We start from the raw sequence: 21,150 nt of genomic DNA on the forward strand, positions 1-21,150 counted from the left end.
CTTGCTCGGGTCAGGGAGTGGGTTGAGCGGCTTCGGCACCGCGGATGACTTCCACGGCGGGTTTGCGCGCAACCGGTTGGCCGGCCACAGCGACGGGCCTTGGCGGGGGTGTCAGGGACAATTGGCTGAACTCGAGCAAATCCCGGCGCGGTGTATCGAGCCGCGTCGCCACATCGTTTTCGCCGGCCCAGTATTTCGCCAGTTGCTGCTCATCGGCGCTGCGCACCGCCAGGCGCAGCACACCGGCGCCCGACGCCAGCATCAAACGGCTGAGCAACGGTTCCGGCACCGCAAGCACCACGCTGCGCGCCGCCATGCGTTGTTGATCCTGTCTCAGGCGCTCTTCATCGGTGCGCGCGGGGCTGGCGGGTTGACCCTCGTTGGTCAGGCCCATCTGACTGCCGACGACCAGTACGCGCACCGCTGGCACCACCAGTTGCGCCGAGGCCTGCGAATTGCTTTCGTCCTTGCGCAGAAACAGCAACACATCGACGTAATCGCCGGGCGCCAATTGCCCACCGGCGTTAATCACTTCATCCACCGCCACGGCCAATGCGCGCTCACCTGGGCGAATCATGCGTGCCAGTTGGCTGCCCGCTTCGAAGCTTTCTTCACTCAACCAACTACCGGCGCTCAACGGGCGCCAAGGCGTGCGGCCGATCACCTGGTCGACAGCGCCAAGGCTGCCGGCGGGAGCGGTGCGCAGTTTTTCCACGGCGACATCGGCCGCGGTGATTTTCACGAACGGCGCAATATCGCGCAGCAGGACAACAACGGGTTGGCGGGTCGGGTCTTCAACCGGTATCGCAGGCGCAGCGTTCGGTGACACGACAGCGACAGCAGCGGGCGCTGCGGCCGGTTCGACGACCGGTTGACGGCTTAAAGTCAGCCCCCAGTATCCGGCGATGATGGCACCTAGCAGAAGCAATCCGGCCAGACCCAAAGTGACGCGACTGTTCATGACGGCTCTCCCTTTCCTGCTGCGTTGTGTCTTTTGCAATGACCCGTGACTTCCATCGAGACAAATTCGCAATCAGGCAGCTATGAACAAGTAACTATTTCGCTATTTGACGGTAGCGCAGCGCGAACAAAACGCCATTAAACCCACTCAAATATCCGCGAAAATAAGAGGGCTCACGCGCCAAACGTCGTTTTATGCCGTTAAACGGCGCACTACTACTAAAGCGTTAATCCGTTCTTACAGTTGTTGGGGCAGGAAATGCCGACAATGCTGATGCTGGCACAGGGAAATCATGTTGCGAACGCGCAACACCTGGTGCGCTCAAGGAGAATCCTTATGTCGTATTCGCGCGTTGTTGCAAAAATCAAATCCGAGTTCGCGTTCTTCAAAGGCCTGGCCAAAGACACCGAGGGTGCTTCGGCCATCGAATATGCGTTGGTGGTCGGCTTGGTGGCGCTGGTGATTGCTGCGTTCGGTGGCGGCATCGGCACTCAGGTGACCGCGATCCTGACCGCCATCCAGACCGCATTGACCCCAACCCCTTGATCGAACCGATAACTTGTCAATGCAGCCATTGGGTTCTAACGTCAGCACTCAGCCCATTGCAGGTGTTGCCTATGAACTCTTCACATACTCCACGCCAGCAGTTGCTCCTCGTCGACGATGAAGAGGACGCACTGCTGGAGCTTGCGGAGTTGCTGGAGGGCGAAGGCTTCACCTGTCACACCGCAACCTCGGTGAAACTCGCCCTGCACCATCTCACCCGCCATCCCGATATCGCCCTGGTGATCACTGATCTGCGCATGCCGGAAGAAAGCGGCATGTCGCTGATCAAGCGTCTGCGTGAACACACCTCGCGCCAGCATTTGCCGGTGATCGTCACGTCCGGGCATGCGGACATGGAGGATGTCAGCGACATGCTGCGTCTGCAGGTGCTGGATCTGTTCCGCAAACCGATTTATCACGTGCGCTTGCTGGAAACCCTCGACAACCTGTTCCCCAAGTCGAAGGCCTTTATCGGTTGAATCACGGCGATTGAGATAAGTGCCCCCGCGCAAGGGCGGGGTCGACAAGGGTCAGTGCGCGGTCACGCGTTGACGTCCCGAATTGCTCGGTGACAACGCCAAAGCCAATTGGGTGCGGTTGTGCATATGCGTCAGGCGCAGCACCTGCGAGACATAGAGTTTTACCTTGTTCTCGGTAATCCCCAACTCACATGCGATCTGGTAGTTGGTCTGGCCCTTGCCTACCAACCGTGCGACATCGAGCTGACGTGGCGACAGCTGATTGAAAATCGCCGGTATCTCCAGCCCTTCGACATCAGCCGATCCTTCGTCATTCACCGTGGCAGGACCGCGGCGGACTTTGTCGAGGTCCTGGTAAAGGTCGTCAATCGACTCGGACAGGTATTGCAGCTTCTGATTCAGGTGGCCCAACTGCAGGGTTTTCTGCCGCTCTTGCAGTGCCACTTCCTGGCGTTGCAGACCTTCGAGCAATTCATCCAGATCAATCGGTTTCTGGTAGTAGTCGGCAATCCCGGCGCGCAATGCCTTGATCACGTCCTGCTTGTCGGCGCGCCCCGTGAGCATGATGGCTTCGAAAGCACGGTGCTTGCCCGACAACCGTTGCAGTTCCTGCACCAGTTCAATGCCGTCCATGTCCGGCATGTGCAGGTCACACAACACCAGGCCGATAGCAGGGTCTTCGATGAATTGTTCGATCGCCTGCTTGCTCGATTCGCAAGGCACGCAACGGTAACCGCTGCTCTCGAGGAATTCGCAGAGTTCCTCAACAATCAGCGGCTGATCGTCGACTACCAGAACCTTTATCGCAGACGTAAGCTTGTTCACTTGCCACTCCATGCCCAGGCCAAAGGCTGACCGTTCCTGTACTTACAGCGCAATGCTGTACAGCGTTGCTTTGAAAGTAGACGCACTTTCTGACTATGTACATAGCAGTAGTGGCAAGGGGCGACTAATGGAACCAGAGCAGAGTGAGGATTATTCCAGACAGCACGAACGGAGCAAATGGCAGCTTTTTTGACACATTTGGGGCCATATATCGAAGATGTTCTCTAAGTCCTTGACTCATATGAAGCCAGAGTTTTGGCGCCAGCAGCATCCACAGGGCGCTGGTCAGCGCCGCACCGATAAATGCGCCGAGCAAGTGTGCACCGTCCGTCGCAAGGGCCAAGGCTGTCATTAATTTCACATCGCCCGCACCAAAACGTTTCAAAATATAACCGGGAAGAGTAAGCACCAGCGCCAGCAATACTGCCCAGCCGCCTTGTGCCGCATCGGCCCCGATCCAGGTGTGGCCAGTCAACAGCAAGTACGCCGCGGCGAGGCTGCCGACACCCAGCGTCAGGGCGTTGCCAATATGCCGTTGCCGGGCATCCTGCGCCGCGCATAGCGCCAGCCAGATCAGTAGGACAAAGCTGTGCATGCGGTAAAAAACGTCCGTTTTGGCCGAATGATTCTATGCTGATATTACGTAGTGAATGTCAGGGTAGACGCAGTCATGAAATCCGGCCTCCCCCGCAAGCAAAAAGGCGCAGTCGCCATCGAGTTCGCCTTGGTCTTCATCATCTTTTTTGCTGTGTTTTATGGCCTGGTCAGCTACAGCTTGCCGCTGTTGCTGATGCAGTCGTTCAACGAATCGACGGCCGAGGCTGTGCGGCGCAGCGTGGCGCTTGATCCGGCCACCGACAATTACCCCACCGTCGTCACCACCACCGCCAGAACCGAACTGGCCCGGCAACTGGCCTGGCTACCCGGCGCCTTGGACTTCAACGCCACTTCGGACAGCACCATCACTTATGCCGGTGGCCTGCTGACCGTAACCATCCACTATCCCACCAGCAAATTGAATCAGGCGCTGCCGTTTCTGGTGCTGCCGGGGATCGGTTCAGTGCCGCGCCTGCCAGAGACACTGAGCGCCTCGTCGAGCCTGCAATTTTGAATACGGGTGACAAGCTGTTCGCCCGCCTGCTCAATCGACAACCCGGCCCGTCTCAGCCTCTGAACAGTCCTGTGGTGCCAAGCGTTGGCTTGCAGCTGTATCTGGATGACGACGGCCACGTCGAACATTTGAGCGGACCACTGCGCCATTTGCTGGTGCAACAAAGGCCCGGCAGCCATACCGCGCCGCTGCTGGACTATTTATTGCCGCACAGCAGCCTTGCGCTGGAAGGTCGACCGGCCGACTGGCAAGGCCAACTGCTAGACCTGGATTTTTTCAGCCTCGCTGGCCCGCCATTGCATTTGCGCGGCTGGGTGCAGGCGCAAGGTGACGGCTGGCTTCTGCAATTGCTGGACATCGGTGATCTGCTCGGCGAACGGCGGCAGGCGCGCAGTCGTGAGCAATGTCAGTGGCTGGCCACACAGGTTCGCGATCAACTGCGCCTGGGCAGCCTCGCCCGCCTTCCGCATGAGCTGAGCGAACAGCTGCAACGCCTGGGTCAGCACTTGAACATTCCCAGCCTGGCAGTGGCCCTGCTCGATGAGCAGGGTCAGGGCTGGCAGATTCATCAGCACTACGCGGCGCCGAATGCACCGCAGGTGTGGCGTGATCAGCAGCGCCTGGGCACCGCTCTCGACAGCCTGAACGGCGCCCTGCCGCAATGTTTGCTGGCGAGCGAGCAGCCGCGACTGAGTGCGCTGCTCGGCCCGAACGAAGGTTTTGCCGTGCCCTACCGCGACGCTCAAGGCGTGGCGGCATGGTTGCTGTGCGCGGGCTATAACGCGGCGCAACAGGCGCCCGACCTGAACGCTCACGACTGGCTGTTGTTGGCTGCCGCCGTGGCCGCGCCGTTGCTGGAGCGGCTGCGCGAGCATCGTCATCATCAACAACTGGAACGACTGGAAATCCTCCAGGCATTGCTCGGCACCGGTTGGTGGGAAGTCAGCAGCGCCAGCGCCGAAGTGCAACTGGCGCCGACACTGGCTGAGCACCTCGGCTTGCAGGCCGAGCGCATCTCGATCGAGAACTGGTTCAGCCACGTGCATCCAGCCGACCGCGATGAGCTGCGCAGTCATCTGCAAGCCCTGCAGGATGACGGCACCCCGCTGGAATTGTGCGTGCGCCTGCAAACGAGTGAGCAATCGTTGCCGCTGTGGTATCGCCTGCAAGGCCGGTCGCTGGGCATCGGTGCCGAGCGCCGACTGGTAGGGTTCATGCTCGACATCAGCGACATCAAGAATCAACAGCAACAGGCCGCCGCCGCCCATGCGCGACTGGACAATCTGATCGCCAGCGCACCCGCGGTGATTTACGTGCAGCGCTACGTCGAAGGCGCGCTGCAACCGACATTTTTCAGCGCCAGCCTGCATCCCTTGCTCGGGTGGAATCTCGCCGATTGTGCCGATGGTCGACTGGTGGAGCACGTCCACCCCGAAGACCGTCCGCGCTATTTCGAACGCACTCGCCAGTTGCTGCGTGAAGGCTCGGTGAGCGCTCGTTATCGGGTGCTCGACCGTCAGGGTCAGGCGCACTGGTTGCTCGATGAAGCCAAACTGCTGCGCGACGATCTCGGCCTGCCCGTCGAAGCGGTGGGCCTGTGGCTGGACGTCACAGAAGCGACCCTCGCCGCCGAGCAGGTCAAGGCCAGCGAGGAGCGCTACCGGATTCTGGTCGAAGATTCGCCGGCGATGATTTGCCGCTACCGCCCGGACCTGACACTGACCTTCGGCAACCGGCCGTTGGCGACTTATCTGGAGTGCGCGCCGGAGCAGTTGCCCGGGGTGAATCTGGGCAACTGGATGTCTGACGAACAACGCGAAGCCTTTGTTCAGCGCCTGGCGCAACTGACCCCGGAACTGCCGGTGAGTACCGCCGAAATCAATCTGCGCCTGCCCGGTCGCGAGCATGCGTGGTGGGTCTGGTCGGATCGTGGCGTGTTTGATGAACACGGGCGCTTGCTCGAAGTGCAAGCAGTGGGCCGCGACAATACCGAAGTGCGCCGCTCGCAGCAGCAACTGACGCAGAGCGCAAAAATGGCCACCCTCGGCGAAATGGCCACCGGCCTGGCGCACGAGATCAATCAGCCGCTGAACGTGATGCGCATGGCCATCGTCAATGTGCTCAAGCGTTTGAGCAACGGCGATGTGCAGATCGACTATCTGACCGACAAGCTCAATCGCATTGACGCCCAGGTGCAACGGGCGGCGCGAGTTGTCGATCACATGCGTGTGTTCGGCCGCCGCTCGGAAGTCGAACAACACCCCTTCAACCCCCTCGACGCCATTGAAGGCACGCTGGCGCTATTGTCCGAAGGCCTGCGCGGCAAAGGCGTCGAATTGCGAATCAAAGAGGCTGGCTTTGAGGTTCAGGTGCGCGGTTACGTCGATCAGCTTGAGCAAGTGCTGATCAACCTGGTGGTCAACGCCCGCGACGCCCTGCTCGGCAAGCGTGAAACCCATCGCGACTTTCAGCCGTGGATCGCCGTGCACGCCGAGTGCGACGAACATGTGGTACGACTGTGGGTCGAGGACAACGGCGGCGGCATTGATCCGCGTCTACTGGAGCGAATCTTCGAGCCGTTTTTCACCACCAAACCCGTCGGCGTCGGCACCGGTCTGGGCTTGTCGGTGAGTTACGGCATCATCGAAAACATGGGCGGACGCCTGAGCGTGCGCAATGGCGACGAGGGCGCGCGGTTCTGTATTGAGCTACCGATTGCACCCGACGATCAGATCACCAGATAGGCTCTGCCAGTCTGCCCGCAAGTCATGTTGGCGCCCACATCGACGTCCATCAGGTTGATGCCCAGGCTTTTTAGCAGGTTGTTGAGCAGAGGGTCGAGCAACGGCGAGATCAACTCGGTCACCACTGGCAGCAGACGGTTGGTGACATCGCTGATCAAGGACGCCACGCCCGTCACGATAGCGCCCAGCGGGTTGCTGCCCACCGGCCTGTAGACGATCAGGTTGATGCCCGCCAGGCTATCGGCCAGGCTTGCAACGATATCGTTGGTAGGTACCACCGGCTGAATACTTGGCGGCAGTTTGAGGTTGGCCGGGGTGGCGAACGGCGTGGTGCTGGAAAACAGCAAGTCCTGAGAATTTTGCGCAACGCTGGTGTCGAGTTTGATCCCGATTCCACCGGCGCGGTATGGCACATGGGTGGCCGGATTGCACGAGCCAATACCCAGAATCTTGTGACACGTGACAGTGCCAAGATCGATCAGCGGCAGCGGCATGACCGTCGGCTCGGCGACCGACGAGAAAGCGTTGGCAGGGTCGATCTGGCCGACCTTGAGATCGGCGATAGAGGTAATGGTGTGGGCGGTCAGGCTTTTCGTGCCCGTGCTGCCGGTCGGGCAACTGTAATCAGTGACATAACTCTTCGCGCCGCCGGCATCGAGGGCGATATCGATTCGCGGGGATGGCAGCAATTTCGGGTCAAGCTGTTCGCAACCAGCGCCCAGCAAACAGAACACGGAGTTGAGCGTATCCACCAGATTCAGGCTCAACAATGCATTCAACGTCGGGGTCAATGTGCCCACTAATCCCAGCACCGCGTTGGCCAACCCGGTTACCCCCGTAAGAACCGGCAGATTGACTGACAACATCGTACGAATCTGCGCCGTGCGCACAAAAATCCGGTCCGGCCCCAGCGGGTTGGCCTTGGCTCGGGCCGGGTCGCCAATCGCCGAAAACTGCGGTGGTTCAATCACTTTCACCCGCACCGTAACGTTCGCCAACCCCGGCAGATTGATCGGCAACGTCGCCGCTACCGCGCTTTTGCTGTTGGCCAGTTGCACCACGCCCTGTATCAGTTGCAGCAGTTGCAGATTGGCATCCAGCCCGGCCGACGTGGTGCCGGTCTGCAATTGCAGAATCTCGCCGAGTTTGACCGGCGCCGCGTTGATCGCGGCCACTTGCAGCGCGCTGAGCGCGGTGATCACCTCAGCGGTGGCGCCGTTGAGTTGCACCACGGTCGCAGCGGCTTGAATCAGTTGCGTGACCGAGGCTTGAGTGTTGAGCAATTGGGTGTAGTTGCCGGCCGCAACATTGAGATTGATCGCCAGTTGATCAAGGTATTTGAGCAGGTTGATATCAGTCTTCAACAGTCCATCCCAGCCCAGCGCGGTGAGGTTGACGTTGCCACCGAGCAGTCCCGAAAACAGCGGGTTGAGAATATTCGACTGAGCGGTATCGATGCTTGCCAGATTACTGCGAATGTTCAGTTGGGCGACGGTCGGCTGCGGTTTTGCGGCGACGGCGGAAGCCTGCAACGTGGTGTTCTGGCTGACCGATGCCCCCGAGAACAACGCGCGTATGCCACGGGCGAAACTGGTGGTCACCGTGCGACTGGCCGCGACCTGGACCGCTGCCGTCTGAGCCGCATCAGCGGTGAACGTGCGCATCCCGTTGGCGCCGGTCAGCAAAGTGCCACAACTGATTGCCAGGGTATTGGCGGTATCGACGGTGTATCCATTGCGCACGGCGCTTTGCCCGGCATAAGTGGCTGCCGTCAGGCCAGGCAGGCAATTGCCACCGCGACTGACCGCCTCCAGGGCGGCGTTATCCACCACGCGCTGCAGTTTGCGCTGCTCCATGTACAAGCGGCCGGTATCGACCACCAGCAACATCATCAACACCGCAACGCCGAGGGTCATTGCCGCCGTCAAACCGATCGCCCCGCGCTGTGGGGCCGGGCTGTTGAATTGTGAACGAGGTAACATCGCGCACTCCTTTGCCGGCGCACCGCCGAGCGCAACCTCCATGGGTGAATTTGAGTGTAGACGGGGCTGGACCAGACTGCTGGCAACGCGCCATAAACTAACGGCACCGCCACAAATCCCCTGTAGGAGCTGCCGAAGGCTGCGATCTTTTGATCTTGTTTTTAAAAGATCGCAGCCTTCGGCAGCTCCTACAGGGGATTTGTGGTGGGGCAAAAAAATGGGAGCTCAGTGGCTCCCATACTTGGCAGGTTTTAGCGCGGGGGATAGTTCGCAAGGATGCGCGCGACTGTCTCGCGTATGGCGCTGCTGCGGTCCTCTGGATTCGGCCTGCTGGCGAGCATCTGCTCATCGCTGCCACGCCACACCAGTTTGCCGTCCTTGCCATCGAGCAGGTCGACCTGAATGGTCGCGACCTTGTAGGTGATGTTGCGGGTTTCGTTGTACATCGGCGCGCCCCAGTAACCATTCCATGGGCCACCCCAACCGCCGCCGTAGTTGGTCGTCACTTGCTGCTGGCGATCCTCGACAATCAAGTAAGTCTGCACGTTCAGGTCACCCTTCACGCCTGCCGCAGCGGGACGCAAACCACGTTGATCAAGCTGATCGGTCACCGCCTGACGAATCCTTTGCTCGGTCAGGTCGCTCTTGATCCGTGGATCATCCGGGCGATATTGCAGGGCGGGATCTTTCCAGCTCCAGCTGCGATAGGCAGCGAAGTCGCGGCTGGCATCAAAGTCATGGTTGACCTGGTTCGAGGCGCAGGCGCTGAGCAGCGCGGCCATGGCCAGTAAAGCGAGACGGCGGAACATGGGTTTTCTCCACTCGTAGGCAGGAAGCTAACTCGGAGGATACGCCGACATGGCCTTTTCCACAGCCTCGCGAATCGCATCGGTGCGGTCGATCTGGCTGCCCTTGTTGGCGGTTTCGGCGCTGGCGCTCCACACCGGTTGACCGGTCCCGGCATCGAACAGATCGACCCGCACCACCACGACCTGTTCCTGATAGGTACGGACGATCGGCACAGTGTTGTACATGCCGTAACCGCGTCCGTAACGATCATGGCTGCCGTACCCGCCGTATCCACCGTAGTAGCCGTAATCGTCCCGTTCCTGACGCAAGCGGGTTTCCAGACGCAGGTCGGCAGTAACGAAAAGATCCGCCGGGCGATTGTCGTGCAACGGCCGTAAACCACGCTGATCCAGCGCATTGCTCACCGCTTCGGCCACTTGCGCCGAATCCGCCCACGCAGTGCCCGGCGGCAATTGCCCGTTGAGCCAGGCCCAACTGCGATAGCGCCCATAATCACGCGGTGGCGCCGGATAGGCACTGCGGTCAAACGTGTTGGCGGCTTGCGGCGGCGCCGGTGGCAAGGGCCGCGACTGCGCCACATACGGATTGCTGCCCTGGCAGGCAGCCAACCCCAGACAGATCAGCAATAACCCGGATTGAGCTTTCATGTCGCGCTCCGATCAGATCGGCCGGCAGATCCAGTGCAAGTAACGCCCAAGCCCGGCGAAGCTTGGGTGACGACGGTGGGCGAGCTCCATCTCGAGTAAATCCGCGAGTTCGACGCGGGCCTGGAATTCCACCGGCATGTAATCGTGGAAAACCCGCACTCCGCTCTGGCTTTCGACCTGCCACAAGCCTTCGAGTTGCGTTGCAAGTTCTCGCGGGTCAAGGGGCTGCTGCGGGGTCAGGCTCTGCTTTTCGCCAGCCATGACGTTCTTGCGCATTTTCTTGAAATGACCCTTGAGCAGATTGCGATAAATCAGCGCATCGCGGTTGTAGAACGCCAGCGACAACCAGCCACCGGGCTTGGTCAACTGATGCAGCACCGGCAGAATCGCGTGGGGTTCGGCCAGCCATTCAAGCACGGCGTGGCAGATCACCAGGTCGTAGGGTTCAGTGAGCTGGCCGGGCAGTTCCTGCCACGGCGCCTGAATGAACGTCGCCGTTTGCCCCGCTTCGGCAAAGCGCTGGCGGGCGCCTTCCAGCATCGGCTCGGCCGGCTCGGTAAAGGTCACATCGTGGCCACGCTCTGCCAGCCATAGCGACATGTGCCCCAGACCACCACCGATATCGAGCACCCGCAACGGGCGATCCGGCAGCGCGTCGGCAAGGTCGGCCTGCAACACCGCGAGGCGAATGGCACCTTTGGCGCCGCCATAGATTTTTTCGGCGAAACGCGTCGCCAACTGATCGAAATGCCGGTCGCTCATCAGCTGAACCGCCGTTCGCTGTCGGCGAGTTTGCTGCGCACCACTTCATTCATGTCCAACCCCAACTCGCTGCACAGCAGTAACAGATACAAGACGATGTCACCCACTTCCTGCCCGGCGTGGGCGAGTTTGTCCGCCGGCAACTGGCGCGACTGGTCTTCCGTCAGCCACTGGAAGATCTCCACCAGTTCGGACATCTCGACGCTGGCGGCCATGGCAAGGTTTTTCGGGCTGTGAAATTGCCGCCAGTCATTGCGATCGCGAATGGCGTGCAGGCGTTCGGTCAGTTCAACAAGGTTCATCGGGTTCTCCTGAAGGCGTATAGCTTCGGGGGGAAGGCGACTGAACGCAAGCGAACATGCGGTGCTTTTGTGGGAGCGAGCCTGCTCGCGAAAGCGTTGGGTCATCCAACATTGATTTACCTGAAACGACGCCTTCGCGAGCAGGCTCGCTCCCACAGGATCCGTGCAACCCTCTATAGTTGCAGGGAACTCGGCCACCTGCGTTGTGGCCCAAGGCTCAGCTCTTTCATCAGGATGCACACATGCAGGTAGAAAGCTTTTTCGGATGGCTCGGCCAGGCACTCGGTGCGGTCATCCGCTTTATCGTCGATGGCCTCAGTGGTTTGTTCAACATACTGAGCAACGCCGGTGGCAACTTTGTCGACGGCCTGGCCAGGACGCTGGGGATGGACACTTCGATCATCAGCATCATTGCCCTGATTGTCGGCTTGATGCTGCTGTGGTCGGCGATCCGTGCGTTCATGAATGCGTCGATCATTGCCGGGATTATCTGGTTGTTGCTGGGGTTGTGGTTGTTGAGCTGGATTATTCACTAGACCTCTGGAAGCCCCTCACCCTAACCCTCTCCCGGAGGGAGATGGACTGACCGTGGTGTTCTGCGGCTATACGCCGACGTGAAATACCGAGTCGAAATCAGATTTTGCAAACGAAGGAGATCTGCCCCCTCTCCCTCCGGGAGAGGGCTGGGGTGAGGGTGCTTCTAGCGCTACAATCCCCGCTCCCCCAAGGAGCCCGCATGTCCAACCTGATTGCCGACTGGCGCGACCGCCCGACTCACCGCAAGGTCTGGACGCTCGCGGCGCCCATGATCCTTTCCAATATTTCCGTGCCGCTGGTAGCGCTGGTCGACAGCACCGTCATCGGCCACTTGCCCCACGCCCATCAACTGGGCGCGGTGGCTGTCGGCTCCAGCCTGTATACCTTTCTCGCCTGGGCCATGGGCTTCCTGCGCATGGGCACCACCGGGTTCGCTGCACAAGCGGCCGGGCGCAGTGATGGCGCGGCGCTGCGGCAGATTCTGTTGCAAGGTTTGCTGCTGGCAATGGGACTGGCGCTGGTACTCGGCACCCTGGGCGTTCCGCTGAGCGGCGTGGCGTTGCATTTCATGCAGCCGTCGGCGGAGCTTGATCAGCTCACTCGCGAGTTCTTCCACACCCGGTTGTTCGGCCTGCCCGCCGCGCTGGCCAGTTATGCGCTGGTCGGCTGGTTCCTCGGCACCCAGAACGCGCGGGCGCCGCTGGCGATTCTGCTGACGACCAACCTGATCAACATCGTCCTCAATCTTTGGTTCGTCATCGGCCTGGACTGGGGCGTGGTCGGCTCCGCTCGGGCCTCGGTCATCGCCGAATGGAGCGGCGCCCTGCTCGGCTTGCTGCTGACCCGCAAAGCGTTGCGCGCCTATCCCGGGCACATCGCCTGGGCCGCGCTGAAGGTGTGGCAGAGCTGGCGACCGCTGCTGGCGGTCAATCGCGATATCTTCATCCGCAGCCTGGCGCTGCAATCGGTGTTTTTCCTGATCACGGTGCAAGGTGCGCGGCTCGGTGATGCGACGGTCGCCGCCAACGCGCTGTTGCTCAATGGCTTGTTGCTGACCGCCCATGCCCTGGATGGTCTGGCTCATGCGGTCGAAGCGCTGTGCGGACACGCCATCGGTGCCCGTGACCGCTTGGCCTTGCGCCGTTCACTGGTGGTTGCCGGTGGGTGGTCACTGATCGCCAGTCTCGGCTTTGCCCTGCTGTTTCTCTTGGCCGGGCACTTGTTCATCGAGATGCAAACCGACATCCAGAATGTACGCGACACCGCGTTCGTCTACCTGCCCTACCTCGCCGTGCTGCCATTGGTTGCGGTGTGGAGCTACCTGCTCGACGGCCTGTTTATCGGCGCCACCCGGGCCCGGGAAATGCGCAACGGCATGCTCGTGACGGTGATTTTGCTCATGCCGTTCGCCTGGGCGCTGCAAGGTTTGGGCAACCATGGCCTGTGGATAACGTTCCTGCTATTCATGGTGCTGCGCAGCCTGACCCTCGGTGCGCAAGCCTGGTGGCTGAAGCGCAACGACGGCTGGTTCACCGGCGCCGCTCACTGAGTCGGCGTGTGCCTGATGAAGCCGACCACTTGATCAAGCACCGGCGCCAGTCCGCGTAACGGTCGCGACAGCGTCGCCACCAGCGTTATGTGATTGGGCCGCGAATAGTAGAAATCCTGCACCGGCACCCCGGCCGCGCGCAGTTTGTGCGCCAGGCCGCCGGTGTTGCGCGTCGGGTTGACCAGTTCATCCTCGCTCGCCGCGATCAGCAGCGCGGGCGGCGCATCGCGACTGACATGATTGATCGGCTGCGACTGCGGCGGCGAGTCCGGCCAGAAAAACACCGGACGCACAGCGGGGTTCTCGATCGGCAGAAAGTCGTACGGCCCGGCCAGACCGATCCAGCCGCGCAGGTCCTTGGGGGACATGCCGGCCGCAGCGAGCAGATCGCCGTCCAGTGCCAGCATCGCCGCGTTGTAGCCACCCGAGCTATGCCCCATCAGGTACAAACGCTGTGGATTACCGGAAAACTCGCGGATGTGCGCCTTGGTCCATGCCACCGCCCGCGCAGCGTCCTGCAGAAACAGTGGATAACGCACCTGCGGATACAGCCGATAATCCGCCACAACCGCGACAATGCCCCGCGACGCCAACGCCTCGCCAACAAAGTTGTAGTCCTCGCGCGCACCGCTGTTCCAACTGCCGCCGTAGAAAAACACCACGACCGGCGCATCGGGCAAAGCGTGGCGCGGCACGTAGACATCAAGTTTTTGCCGTGGATCGTCGCCATAAGCAATACCGGCGGTTTTGTCGAACGTGCTGTCCGGGGTCAGCGCATTGAGCAGCTTGACCGGCGAACAGGCACTCAACACCAACAACAGTACACCGCCGAACATTGCACCGAATCCTTGCCGGAAAAAACCTGCCATACGCGCCGAACCTCAGGTCAAATTTGATCGCTGCGCCATTGGCGCCGCACATGGTCGAGCCGCTCTTGCTGAGTCAAATCCTGCGGCGGCGGCACCAGCACTGCACGCGGATGCTGCAAGCGTAGCCACAACCAGCCTTCGAGCACGGTGCGGTCGCTGAAGCCCAACGCCAGGCCTTGTTGAACATGGGAGGCCATCGCCGCGTAATCGGTTCCCAACGATTGGCACCAGCGCCAGATGTGTTGCTCCAGAAGGCAGGTTTGCAGGCGTTCGCACTGTCGCCGGGTAAGGCTTTCTTCGATGCTCAACGGCTCCACGGCCAGACCCGGATTGCGCAACTGCTGCCAGCCCTGACTGCCGATGGCGCGATCGGCCCAAGTGCCACCGAACCAGTGCAACAGGCGGATAGGCCCGAGCCAGCGACTCAGTTCCGCGGCGTCGCAGGCGTCGAAAAAATAGCTCGCGGTCTGGCGGTTGTAATAGCTGAGCAGGGCACGATGACTCATCCCGAACGAAACCGTGAGCATGCGTTGCAAGTGGCTCAGCAGTTCCCGAGGTGATGCGTCACTGTCCATCAACAGCCCGCGCCAGGTGTCCGGATCGGTGTGACACAACGACGCCAGCGCCGGGCTGTCGCGCATATCGACAAGCACGGGACCGTGTTCACTGACCGGCTCAAACTCGGTGCCGTCGAACAGCTTGAAACTCGGCAACCCGGCGAAACCCTGGCGCAGCGTCGTCAAGGCCCGCGCTGCGTCCGCGCCGTCGAGCAACAGCCATTGCGCTATCGGCTCAAGCGCCACGCCGCTCATCTTGCGCTGCTCTGTTCAAGCGTGGTGACCAGCCGACAACTGCAAACCGCCTCTGTGCAATGGTTGAAACTGCCGCCCCCAGGGATCAGGCACAACAACAGCAATGGCTCGCCTGATGTCAGCATTTGCTGCAAGCCTTCACTCGCCAAGCTCTCCGGCAGCGGCGGCGTTGGCGCATCGCTGATCTGCGCAGTAGCGACTGACGACTGTAAAATGCCGCTGATCATTGGCTGATCCGGGTCACCCTCAAAGAAGCTCACCACCACTTCGACACCATCGCCCAACGCCTGCAAAGGTGCTTCGGCCAAGGCCGGCGCGAGCGGCAGCCAACAATGACTCGGCGCCGCACCTTCGCCCTGATAGAGCCAGTCGAACTGCACCGCCACCGGCCTGAATCGGTCGGGTTGCGGTTCGTCCACGGTCACCACCCAGGCCCTTTGCAGGCTGTGCATGCGCAAGCGCGACGGTGCCGATGAGGGTAACTGCGCGGCGGCAAACAATCGGTTGGCATACGGCAAATCAAGGGAAAGATCAGCGCTGTGTTCGATTCGGGTCAACAACCATTGCCGATTGCATTCTGGGAAAGGATGCCCGACCAGGCGCAGCCAATGCCCGCTGCGCAACGCCGCGAGATCACTGCGTCCTTCGGCATTTGTTGCCTGCCGCAAGCCTTGCGAGCCGGCCTGCATCGCTTCATGCAACTGCCAATGGTGCACCGCAGGACAGGTACTTTTGCCGTCTTGTTCACCTTGATAAAGCGCGGCTTCAGTCAGCGGAAAATGCGCCGGATCATCGCCGAACACCAGGCAATGCCTGTCGTGCGTATGCTCGAAGAAATAGTGAATACCCGCCTGTGTGCACAAGCGTTGCAGCAGTTGCAGATCCGATTCGCGGTATTGCGTGCAGAACGTGCGGGCCGGGTAGTCGCCACGCAATTCGAAGCGTCGCTGGGCACCGACGATCCCGTGTTCCCTGAGCACCTGCTCGATGATCTGTGGCACCGAGCGGCCGCTGAAGATCCGCTGGCTGATGCGCAGATCAAGGCAAGCGAGTTTCGCTCCCAGACGGATCCGGCTCAACCGCGAACCGTGTCCGTGCTCATGCTGGACAAGGCTCTGCAACTGCCCGTGCACGCCCTCCCCCGACGGTCCGAAACAGAGGAACGCCGAACGATAAAGCAGGCCGGCGAGGTCCAGTTGCGGATCGTCGATCAACACATCGATTTCGAACGCAAAAGGTTCGTTGAGGGCTTCGCTACCGGTAAAGGCCAGGACTTCGAAAGGGTCGGACAGGCCCGCTACATCGAGACGAAACGACGACTCGTTGACTGGATCGAACATAGGCAGATCTCTACAGGAGGGGCGGTCGGGGATTCTCGCCGAGAGCCATGGCCGAGTAGAGAGCTGAAGTACAACTTAGGAAATGACCTACGCGAAAAGCAGACCGGATGACTTTGCTGACCGGGATAGCCAAACATATCGCGAAGATTTTGGGATATGTCCTACCGGGCTATCCGAAATTTCCACAGTAATGGGGAAAATTTCAGACAACCCGGCGAGACAGCAACCTGGTCTCAGGAAGACAGGTAGGAGGAGCGGGTCAGGCCCAGACGCAAGGCATCGAGAAATTGCGTGCGCTCGCTGGCACTGATGCGGGCACTGGCGCACTTGTCGCGGTAGTGAGTCATCAGTTCTTCCGGCGACAAGTGCACATAACGCAGCATGTCTTCGATGGTGTCGTGGGTCTCGATGCCGGCGTGGTACACGCTGCCATCGGCGTTCTGATAGATGTTCACCGAATCGGTGTCACCGAACAGGTTGTGCATGTCGCCGAGGATTTCCTGATAGGCGCCGACCAGGAACACGCCCAACAGATAGTCCTCGCCTTCGTTCAAGCCGTGCACAGGCAGGCTGGTCTCGATGCTCTGCTCGTCGACGTACTGGTTGATCTTGCCGTCAGAGTCGCAGGTCAGATCCTGCAGCACCGCGCGCCGCAGCGGCTCTTCGTCGAGACGGTGCAGCGGGATGATTGGCAGGACCTGATCGATCGCCCAGGTGTCCGGCAGGCTCTGGAATACCGAGAAGTTGCAGATGTACTTGTCGGCCAGCTTGTCGTTGAGCTCGTCGAGCACCTGACGGTGCGAACGCTGACGGGCCTTCAGAGAGTTATGCAGGCGGCGGCACACGGCGAAGTAGCACTGCTCGGCCAAGGCTTTTTCAGCCAGGGTCAGCTTGCCATCGGCGTACTGCGCGGCCACGTCGCTCATGTAGTGGGTGGCGCGCCAGTAGGTTTCGGTGACCATTTCAATGTCGGTCGGGCCGAGCAGGTCAACCAGCCACTGCACGGTTTCCGGCAGCGACTCCTTGTTTTCGATCTTCGGGATCTCGTCGTTGTGCTTCTCGACGTCAGTCACCTGCACCACCAGCATGGCGTGGTGCGCGGTCAGCGAGCGGCCGCTTTCGGAGAAGATGTGCGGATGCGGCAGGCTCTGCGCGTCGCAGAATTCCTTGAGCATGCCGACCACGACACCGGCGTAATCGTCCATGTCGTAGTTGATCGAACTGGCGTTGCGCGAGTGCGTGCCGTCGTAGTCGACACCCAGACCGCCACCGACGTCGATGTGATCGACCGGCAGACCGAGATTGCGCAGCTCGCCGTAGTAACGGATCGCTTCCTTGAAGCCGTGCTGATAGTCAGCCAGGTTGGCAATCTGCGAACCCATGTGGAAGTGCAGCAGGCGGATGCCCTGATCCAGACCGGCCGCGCGAAAGCGCTCGACCACCGACAGCAATTGCGCTGCCGACAGACCGAATTTGGATTTCTCGCCGCCAGTGTCCGCCCACTTCGACGAAGCCAGCGACGACAGACGCACGCGCAAGCCGACCTGTGGTTTGACCTTGAGCGAGGCCGCTTCTTCGATCACGAGCGCAACTTCGGACTCTTTCTCGATCACGATGAACACGTTGTGGCCGAGCTTCTGACCCATCAGCGCCAGGCGGATGAACTCGCGGTCCTTGTAACCGTTGCAGACGATGGTGCCGCCCTTCGGCGCCAGCGCCAGCACGGCCAGCAGTTCCGGCTTGGAGCCGGCTTCCAGACCAATGGAGACGTCCTTGGTGGCGATGATGTTCTCGATCACCGCTTCTTGCTGGTTAACCTTGATCGGGTACAACGCGGTGTACTTGCTCTGGTATTCCAGGCGCTCGATGTTCGCATCGAAGGCGCCGGTCAGCTGGCGTACACGGTCTTGCAGGATGTCGGGAAAACGAACCAGCAACGGCAAGGACAAACCGCTTTTGCGCAGTTGGTCGACTTGCTCGAACAGGTCGATAGGCGAGCTGCTCGGGCCGTTCGGACGAACTTCGACGCGACCGGCGTCATTGATCGCGAAATACCCGGCCCCCCAATGGCGAATCCCGTAAACACTGCGGCTGTCCGCAACTGTCCATTGGCTGCCATCGTCTTTGCGTGTGCGTCGTACGGACATCGAAGTCCCCTATAAAGAAGTCATAGTGCGTCGCCTGATCTCAGGCCGGCGCAGTCTAAAGTATGAAAATGACGGTTCGTCAGCGCGGCGGTAGACCGCGCTGACCGCGTGGAGTTTAGAAACCGGTCATGAACAGGCTCTGTGAAAACCATGGAGACGACGCCGGAGCTGAACCTGTTCAGCTCCGGATCAAGCCGCTGGTGGCTTTCACAGAGGCTGCTAGCCGCCGGATTTCTTCGCTTTGAAACCGTGCTTGATCAGTTCCGCCAAGAGTAGCTCGACATGATCGCCCTGGATTTCGATGATCCCGTCCTTCAACGCCCCGCCGGTGCCGCAACGTTTCTTCAACGTCGTCGCCAGCTCCTTGAGCGCGTCTTCGGCCAGTGGCACGCCGGTGATGGTGGTCACCGTCTTGCCGCCCCGGCCCTTGCTCTCGCGACGCACGCGGGCAATGCCGTCACCGGCAGGGATCGCGGTTTGTTTGCAGATACAGGCGTCCACCGGCTGACTGCATTCCGGGCAATGACGACCTGCGTCGGTGGAAAATACCAGACCGCCAAGGGCGGCGAAGGATGCGGCTTTTTTGGCCACCGGCAATCCTCTTGGGAGGACAAAGACTGATCGCAACCTTGGGCAAGGTTATCGACCGCGAAGCCCCACTCAGGCAGGGGCAGCGCTACTGCACCGGCGCTTCAACAAAAGCAGGTCGGTGCAGCTTGAAAAGGTCGCGCAGTGTAACGGCAAAAAAGCCAATTGCTAAGTGCCAATCAGCGCCAATTTATGTGTTCTTTGCGACGTCGCTTTGCTGCGCCTTCAGATAGCGCTTCAAAGCAGCCAGAGAGTCCGGGCAATAAGGCTTTTGCCGGATTTCCTGCATGACCTGTTCGACCGGAATAAAGCGCGCTTCCAGGACTTCTTCCGGCTGCAGTTTCAGCGGGCCGTCCCACACGGCGGAAAACGCCGAACACCACAGGCGATTGCCGGTGTCCTCGAAGTAAAAATGATCGTGAGCGGTGAGTTCCACACCGCTGACCCCCAACTCTTCCGCCAGCTCACGGGCAGCCGACTCGGCATAGGTTTCGTGGGCCTGCACCATGCCGCCCGCCGCCACATCCCAGTAACCGGGGTAGATCGCCTTGCTCAAGGTTCGCCGGTGCACACAAAGCTCACCGGCGGAATTGAACAACATGATGTAAGTGCCGCGACCGATCAGCCCGCGTTCACGCAGATCGGCACGCACCAGGGCACCGAGCAGGTTGTCCTGCTCGTCGACCCAGGCGATCTGTTCGGCATCCGAGGCGGCGCGATGGGCCGCCTCTTTGGCGTTCTGACTCATGTATCAGCCCTGGTTGAGCAGTTGACGCAAGTCGATGACTGCCGCGTTGGCCCGGGAAATATAGTTGGCCATGACCAGCGAGTGGTTGGCCAATACGCCGAAGCCGCTGCCGTTGAGAATCATCGGGCTCCACACTGGCTCTTGCGACGCTTCCAGCTCACGGATGATCTGACGCACGCTGACCGTGGCGTTCTTCTTCGCCAGCACATCGGCGAAGTCGACTTCGATGGCACGCAGCAAGTGCGACAGTGCCCAGGCCTGGCCGCGCGCTTCGTAGAACACGTTGTCGATCTGCATCCACGGGGTTTCGACGACTTCTTCGTCAAGCTGCGGCACTTCGCCGACAGCCGGAACTTCGGTTTTCAGCGCAGTATTGAGTTTGACCCGACCAACACTGGCCGACAGACGTTGCGACAGCGAACCCAGACGCGTGCCGACATCGCCGAGCCAGTTGTTGAGGTTGTCTGCGCGGGCGTAAAACAGGGCGTTTTTCTGCGCGGGGTCAGACAGGCGCGCCTGATAACGGCTCAGGGAGTTGATGCCTTCCTGATACTCGGACTCACTCGACGGCAGGATCCAGCTCTTGTTGTCGAAGTTGAAACGCGGTTCGGCCTTGGCCAGATCGGAGTCTTCGGCCGACTGCGATTGCGAACGGGCGAAGTCTTTGCGCAAGGCGCGGGTCAGGTCCCGGACCTGCACCAGTACGCCGTATTCCCAGCTCGGCGTGTTGTCCATCCACAGGCCAGGGGGAAAACGGTCGTTGGAAATGTAACCGCCCGGCTTGTCGAGCAATGTGCCGGCCACGGACTTCAGGGTTTCGACTGTGGTGTAGCCGATCACCATCTGCTTGCCTTCTTTCTCGGCGGCCACTTGCGCGTTTTGCGCCACCGGAAATAACGCCGGCTCCTGGCTCCAGTACCAGCCCAGGCCAATGGTCACCAACAAATAAATACCGAGCAGAGTGGCCAACGCACGGCTGAACAACAGCCCGCCGACATAGCTGCGGGCGGCCGATTTGGGCTCGGCGGCACGTTCAGGCGCGGCGCCCGCGCGGTTTTTCCAGTCCAGCATGGCGATATCCTTTCAATCACTTGGGGTCAACGGTTCGACCACAACCATACAACAACGTGCCAAGGCCGGGCACCTGCGAGTGAAGATATGCCGCAAATGGTGCAGGCGCTCGACGCATCCGTAAGGTCTAAGGGAATCCCTGATGCCATTCACCTGCTATTTCGACGCAGAGCCGTTAATACGCCGTTTCGCCCTATTGGTGTGAGACGCACAGAGTTGCCTGAAATGTTAGCCGCTATATATTAAGGTGCCCTGCTTGCGGGGACTTTGCCGACGTCCAGGCCGAAAACAAAACCACTCGGTCAGAAACTGAATAGTGA

At 60.5% G+C, this 21,150-nt stretch carries 21 protein-coding genes; 6 read left to right on the forward strand and 15 right to left on the reverse strand.

Annotated features, from left to right (window positions below; genetic code table 11):
• Positions 1-10: 10 nt before the first annotated feature.
• On the reverse strand, positions 11-961 hold the full coding sequence (gene cpaB / locus JJD74_RS24330) for a Flp pilus assembly protein CpaB (RefSeq protein ID WP_200617003.1): 951 nt from the start codon (positions 959-961) through the stop codon (positions 11-13).
• A 336-nt stretch (positions 962-1,297) separates the two neighbouring features.
• Between cpaB and JJD74_RS24335 the strand changes: the two genes are divergently transcribed.
• Positions 1,298-1,507, forward strand: coding sequence for a Flp family type IVb pilin (locus JJD74_RS24335; RefSeq protein ID WP_047299557.1), 210 nt, complete (start codon positions 1,298-1,300; stop codon positions 1,505-1,507).
• Positions 1,508-1,578: 71 nt separating this feature from the next.
• Entirely contained in the window at positions 1,579-1,986 is a 408-nt protein-coding gene (locus JJD74_RS24340; RefSeq protein WP_042557493.1) for a response regulator, read from the forward strand.
• A 51-nt stretch (positions 1,987-2,037) separates the two neighbouring features.
• Here the strand turns inward: JJD74_RS24340 and JJD74_RS24345 are convergent, their stop codons facing one another.
• Positions 2,038-2,811 (reverse strand): response regulator, encoded by a 774-nt coding sequence (locus tag JJD74_RS24345; RefSeq protein ID WP_200617004.1) that lies wholly within the window; start codon positions 2,809-2,811, stop codon positions 2,038-2,040.
• Between the two features lie 124 nt (positions 2,812-2,935).
• Positions 2,936-3,406 carry a prepilin peptidase gene (locus JJD74_RS24350; RefSeq protein ID WP_042557492.1) on the reverse strand — a complete coding sequence of 157 codons (471 nt, stop codon included), beginning with the start codon at positions 3,404-3,406 and terminating at the stop codon, positions 2,936-2,938.
• Positions 3,407-3,481: 75 nt separating this feature from the next.
• Between JJD74_RS24350 and JJD74_RS24355 the strand changes: the two genes are divergently transcribed.
• Together JJD74_RS24355 and JJD74_RS24360 are read left to right on the forward strand one after the other, a co-directional pair.
• Entirely contained in the window at positions 3,482-3,922 is a 441-nt protein-coding gene (locus tag JJD74_RS24355) for a TadE/TadG family type IV pilus assembly protein (RefSeq protein ID WP_047299555.1), read from the forward strand.
• Positions 3,919-6,666, forward strand: coding sequence for a PAS domain-containing sensor histidine kinase (locus tag JJD74_RS24360; protein WP_200617005.1), 2,748 nt, complete (start codon positions 3,919-3,921; stop codon positions 6,664-6,666). Before JJD74_RS24355 ends, JJD74_RS24360 begins: the two co-directional genes overlap by 4 nt.
• Here JJD74_RS24360 and JJD74_RS24365 read toward each other — a convergent pair.
• The 5 genes from JJD74_RS24365 to JJD74_RS24385 all read right to left on the reverse strand — a co-directional run bounded on the left by JJD74_RS24365 (position 6,651) and on the right by JJD74_RS24385 (position 11,169).
• Positions 6,651-8,648, reverse strand: coding sequence for a pilus assembly protein TadG-related protein (locus JJD74_RS24365; RefSeq protein WP_200617006.1), 1,998 nt, complete (start codon positions 8,646-8,648; stop codon positions 6,651-6,653). The genes JJD74_RS24360 and JJD74_RS24365 overlap by 16 nt on opposite strands.
• A 251-nt stretch (positions 8,649-8,899) precedes the next feature.
• Positions 8,900-9,457, reverse strand: coding sequence for a DUF4136 domain-containing protein (locus tag JJD74_RS24370; protein ID WP_042557488.1), 558 nt, complete (start codon positions 9,455-9,457; stop codon positions 8,900-8,902).
• Positions 9,458-9,484: 27 nt separating this feature from the next.
• Positions 9,485-10,105, reverse strand: a complete 621-nt coding sequence (locus tag JJD74_RS24375) for a DUF4136 domain-containing protein (protein WP_200617007.1) — start codon at positions 10,103-10,105, stop codon at positions 9,485-9,487.
• Between the two features lie 12 nt (positions 10,106-10,117).
• Positions 10,118-10,867, reverse strand: a complete 750-nt coding sequence (locus JJD74_RS24380) for a methyltransferase (RefSeq protein ID WP_200617008.1) — start codon at positions 10,865-10,867, stop codon at positions 10,118-10,120.
• Positions 10,867-11,169 carry a MazG-like family protein gene (locus JJD74_RS24385; protein WP_007951009.1) on the reverse strand — a complete coding sequence of 101 codons (303 nt, stop codon included), beginning with the start codon at positions 11,167-11,169 and terminating at the stop codon, positions 10,867-10,869. Before JJD74_RS24385 ends, JJD74_RS24380 begins: the two co-directional genes overlap by 1 nt.
• Positions 11,170-11,411: 242 nt before the next feature.
• Here JJD74_RS24385 and JJD74_RS24390 point away from each other — a divergent pair, with 242 nt between their 5' ends.
• Together JJD74_RS24390 and JJD74_RS24395 are read left to right on the forward strand one after the other, a co-directional pair.
• Positions 11,412-11,705, forward strand: a complete 294-nt coding sequence (locus JJD74_RS24390) for a hypothetical protein (protein ID WP_042557485.1) — start codon at positions 11,412-11,414, stop codon at positions 11,703-11,705.
• Positions 11,706-11,905: 200 nt separating this feature from the next.
• Positions 11,906-13,255: an MATE family efflux transporter gene (locus tag JJD74_RS24395; RefSeq protein ID WP_042557484.1), complete on the forward strand. Its 1,350-nt coding sequence runs from the start codon at positions 11,906-11,908 to the stop codon at positions 13,253-13,255.
• Here JJD74_RS24395 and JJD74_RS24400 read toward each other — a convergent pair.
• The 7 genes from JJD74_RS24400 to JJD74_RS24430 form a co-directional block, all read right to left on the reverse strand.
• The gene (locus tag JJD74_RS24400) at positions 13,249-14,124 is read right to left on the reverse strand and encodes an alpha/beta hydrolase (protein WP_200617009.1); all 876 of its coding nucleotides are present in this window, start codon (positions 14,122-14,124) and stop codon (positions 13,249-13,251) included. The two genes, JJD74_RS24395 and JJD74_RS24400, sit on opposite strands and share 7 nt — an antisense overlap.
• Positions 14,125-14,141: 17 nt before the next feature.
• A complete protein-coding gene (locus JJD74_RS24405; protein WP_200617010.1) occupies positions 14,142-14,936 on the reverse strand; it encodes a DUF4123 domain-containing protein in 795 nt (264 codons plus the stop codon).
• Positions 14,933-16,276, reverse strand: coding sequence for a type VI secretion system Vgr family protein (locus JJD74_RS24410; protein ID WP_200617011.1), 1,344 nt, complete (start codon positions 16,274-16,276; stop codon positions 14,933-14,935). Before JJD74_RS24410 ends, JJD74_RS24405 begins: the two co-directional genes overlap by 4 nt.
• 233 nt (positions 16,277-16,509) lie before the next feature.
• Positions 16,510-18,423, reverse strand: coding sequence for an arginine decarboxylase (speA, locus tag JJD74_RS24415; RefSeq protein WP_042557480.1), 1,914 nt, complete (start codon positions 18,421-18,423; stop codon positions 16,510-16,512).
• Positions 18,424-18,642: 219 nt separating this feature from the next.
• Positions 18,643-19,014: a translation initiation factor Sui1 gene (locus JJD74_RS24420; protein ID WP_200617012.1), complete on the reverse strand. Its 372-nt coding sequence runs from the start codon at positions 19,012-19,014 to the stop codon at positions 18,643-18,645.
• A gap of 187 nt (positions 19,015-19,201) precedes the next feature.
• A complete protein-coding gene (locus tag JJD74_RS24425) occupies positions 19,202-19,759 on the reverse strand; it encodes an NUDIX hydrolase (RefSeq protein ID WP_042557479.1) in 558 nt (185 codons plus the stop codon).
• Positions 19,760-19,762: 3 nt separating this feature from the next.
• Positions 19,763-20,830 carry a DUF2333 family protein gene (locus tag JJD74_RS24430; protein WP_042557478.1) on the reverse strand — a complete coding sequence of 356 codons (1,068 nt, stop codon included), beginning with the start codon at positions 20,828-20,830 and terminating at the stop codon, positions 19,763-19,765.
• Positions 20,831-21,150: the final 320 nt, after the last annotated feature.

The sequence above is a fragment of the Pseudomonas sp. MF6776 genome (assembly GCF_016613125.1).
GTDB classification, from domain to species: domain Bacteria; phylum Pseudomonadota; class Gammaproteobacteria; order Pseudomonadales; family Pseudomonadaceae; genus Aquipseudomonas; species Aquipseudomonas iridis.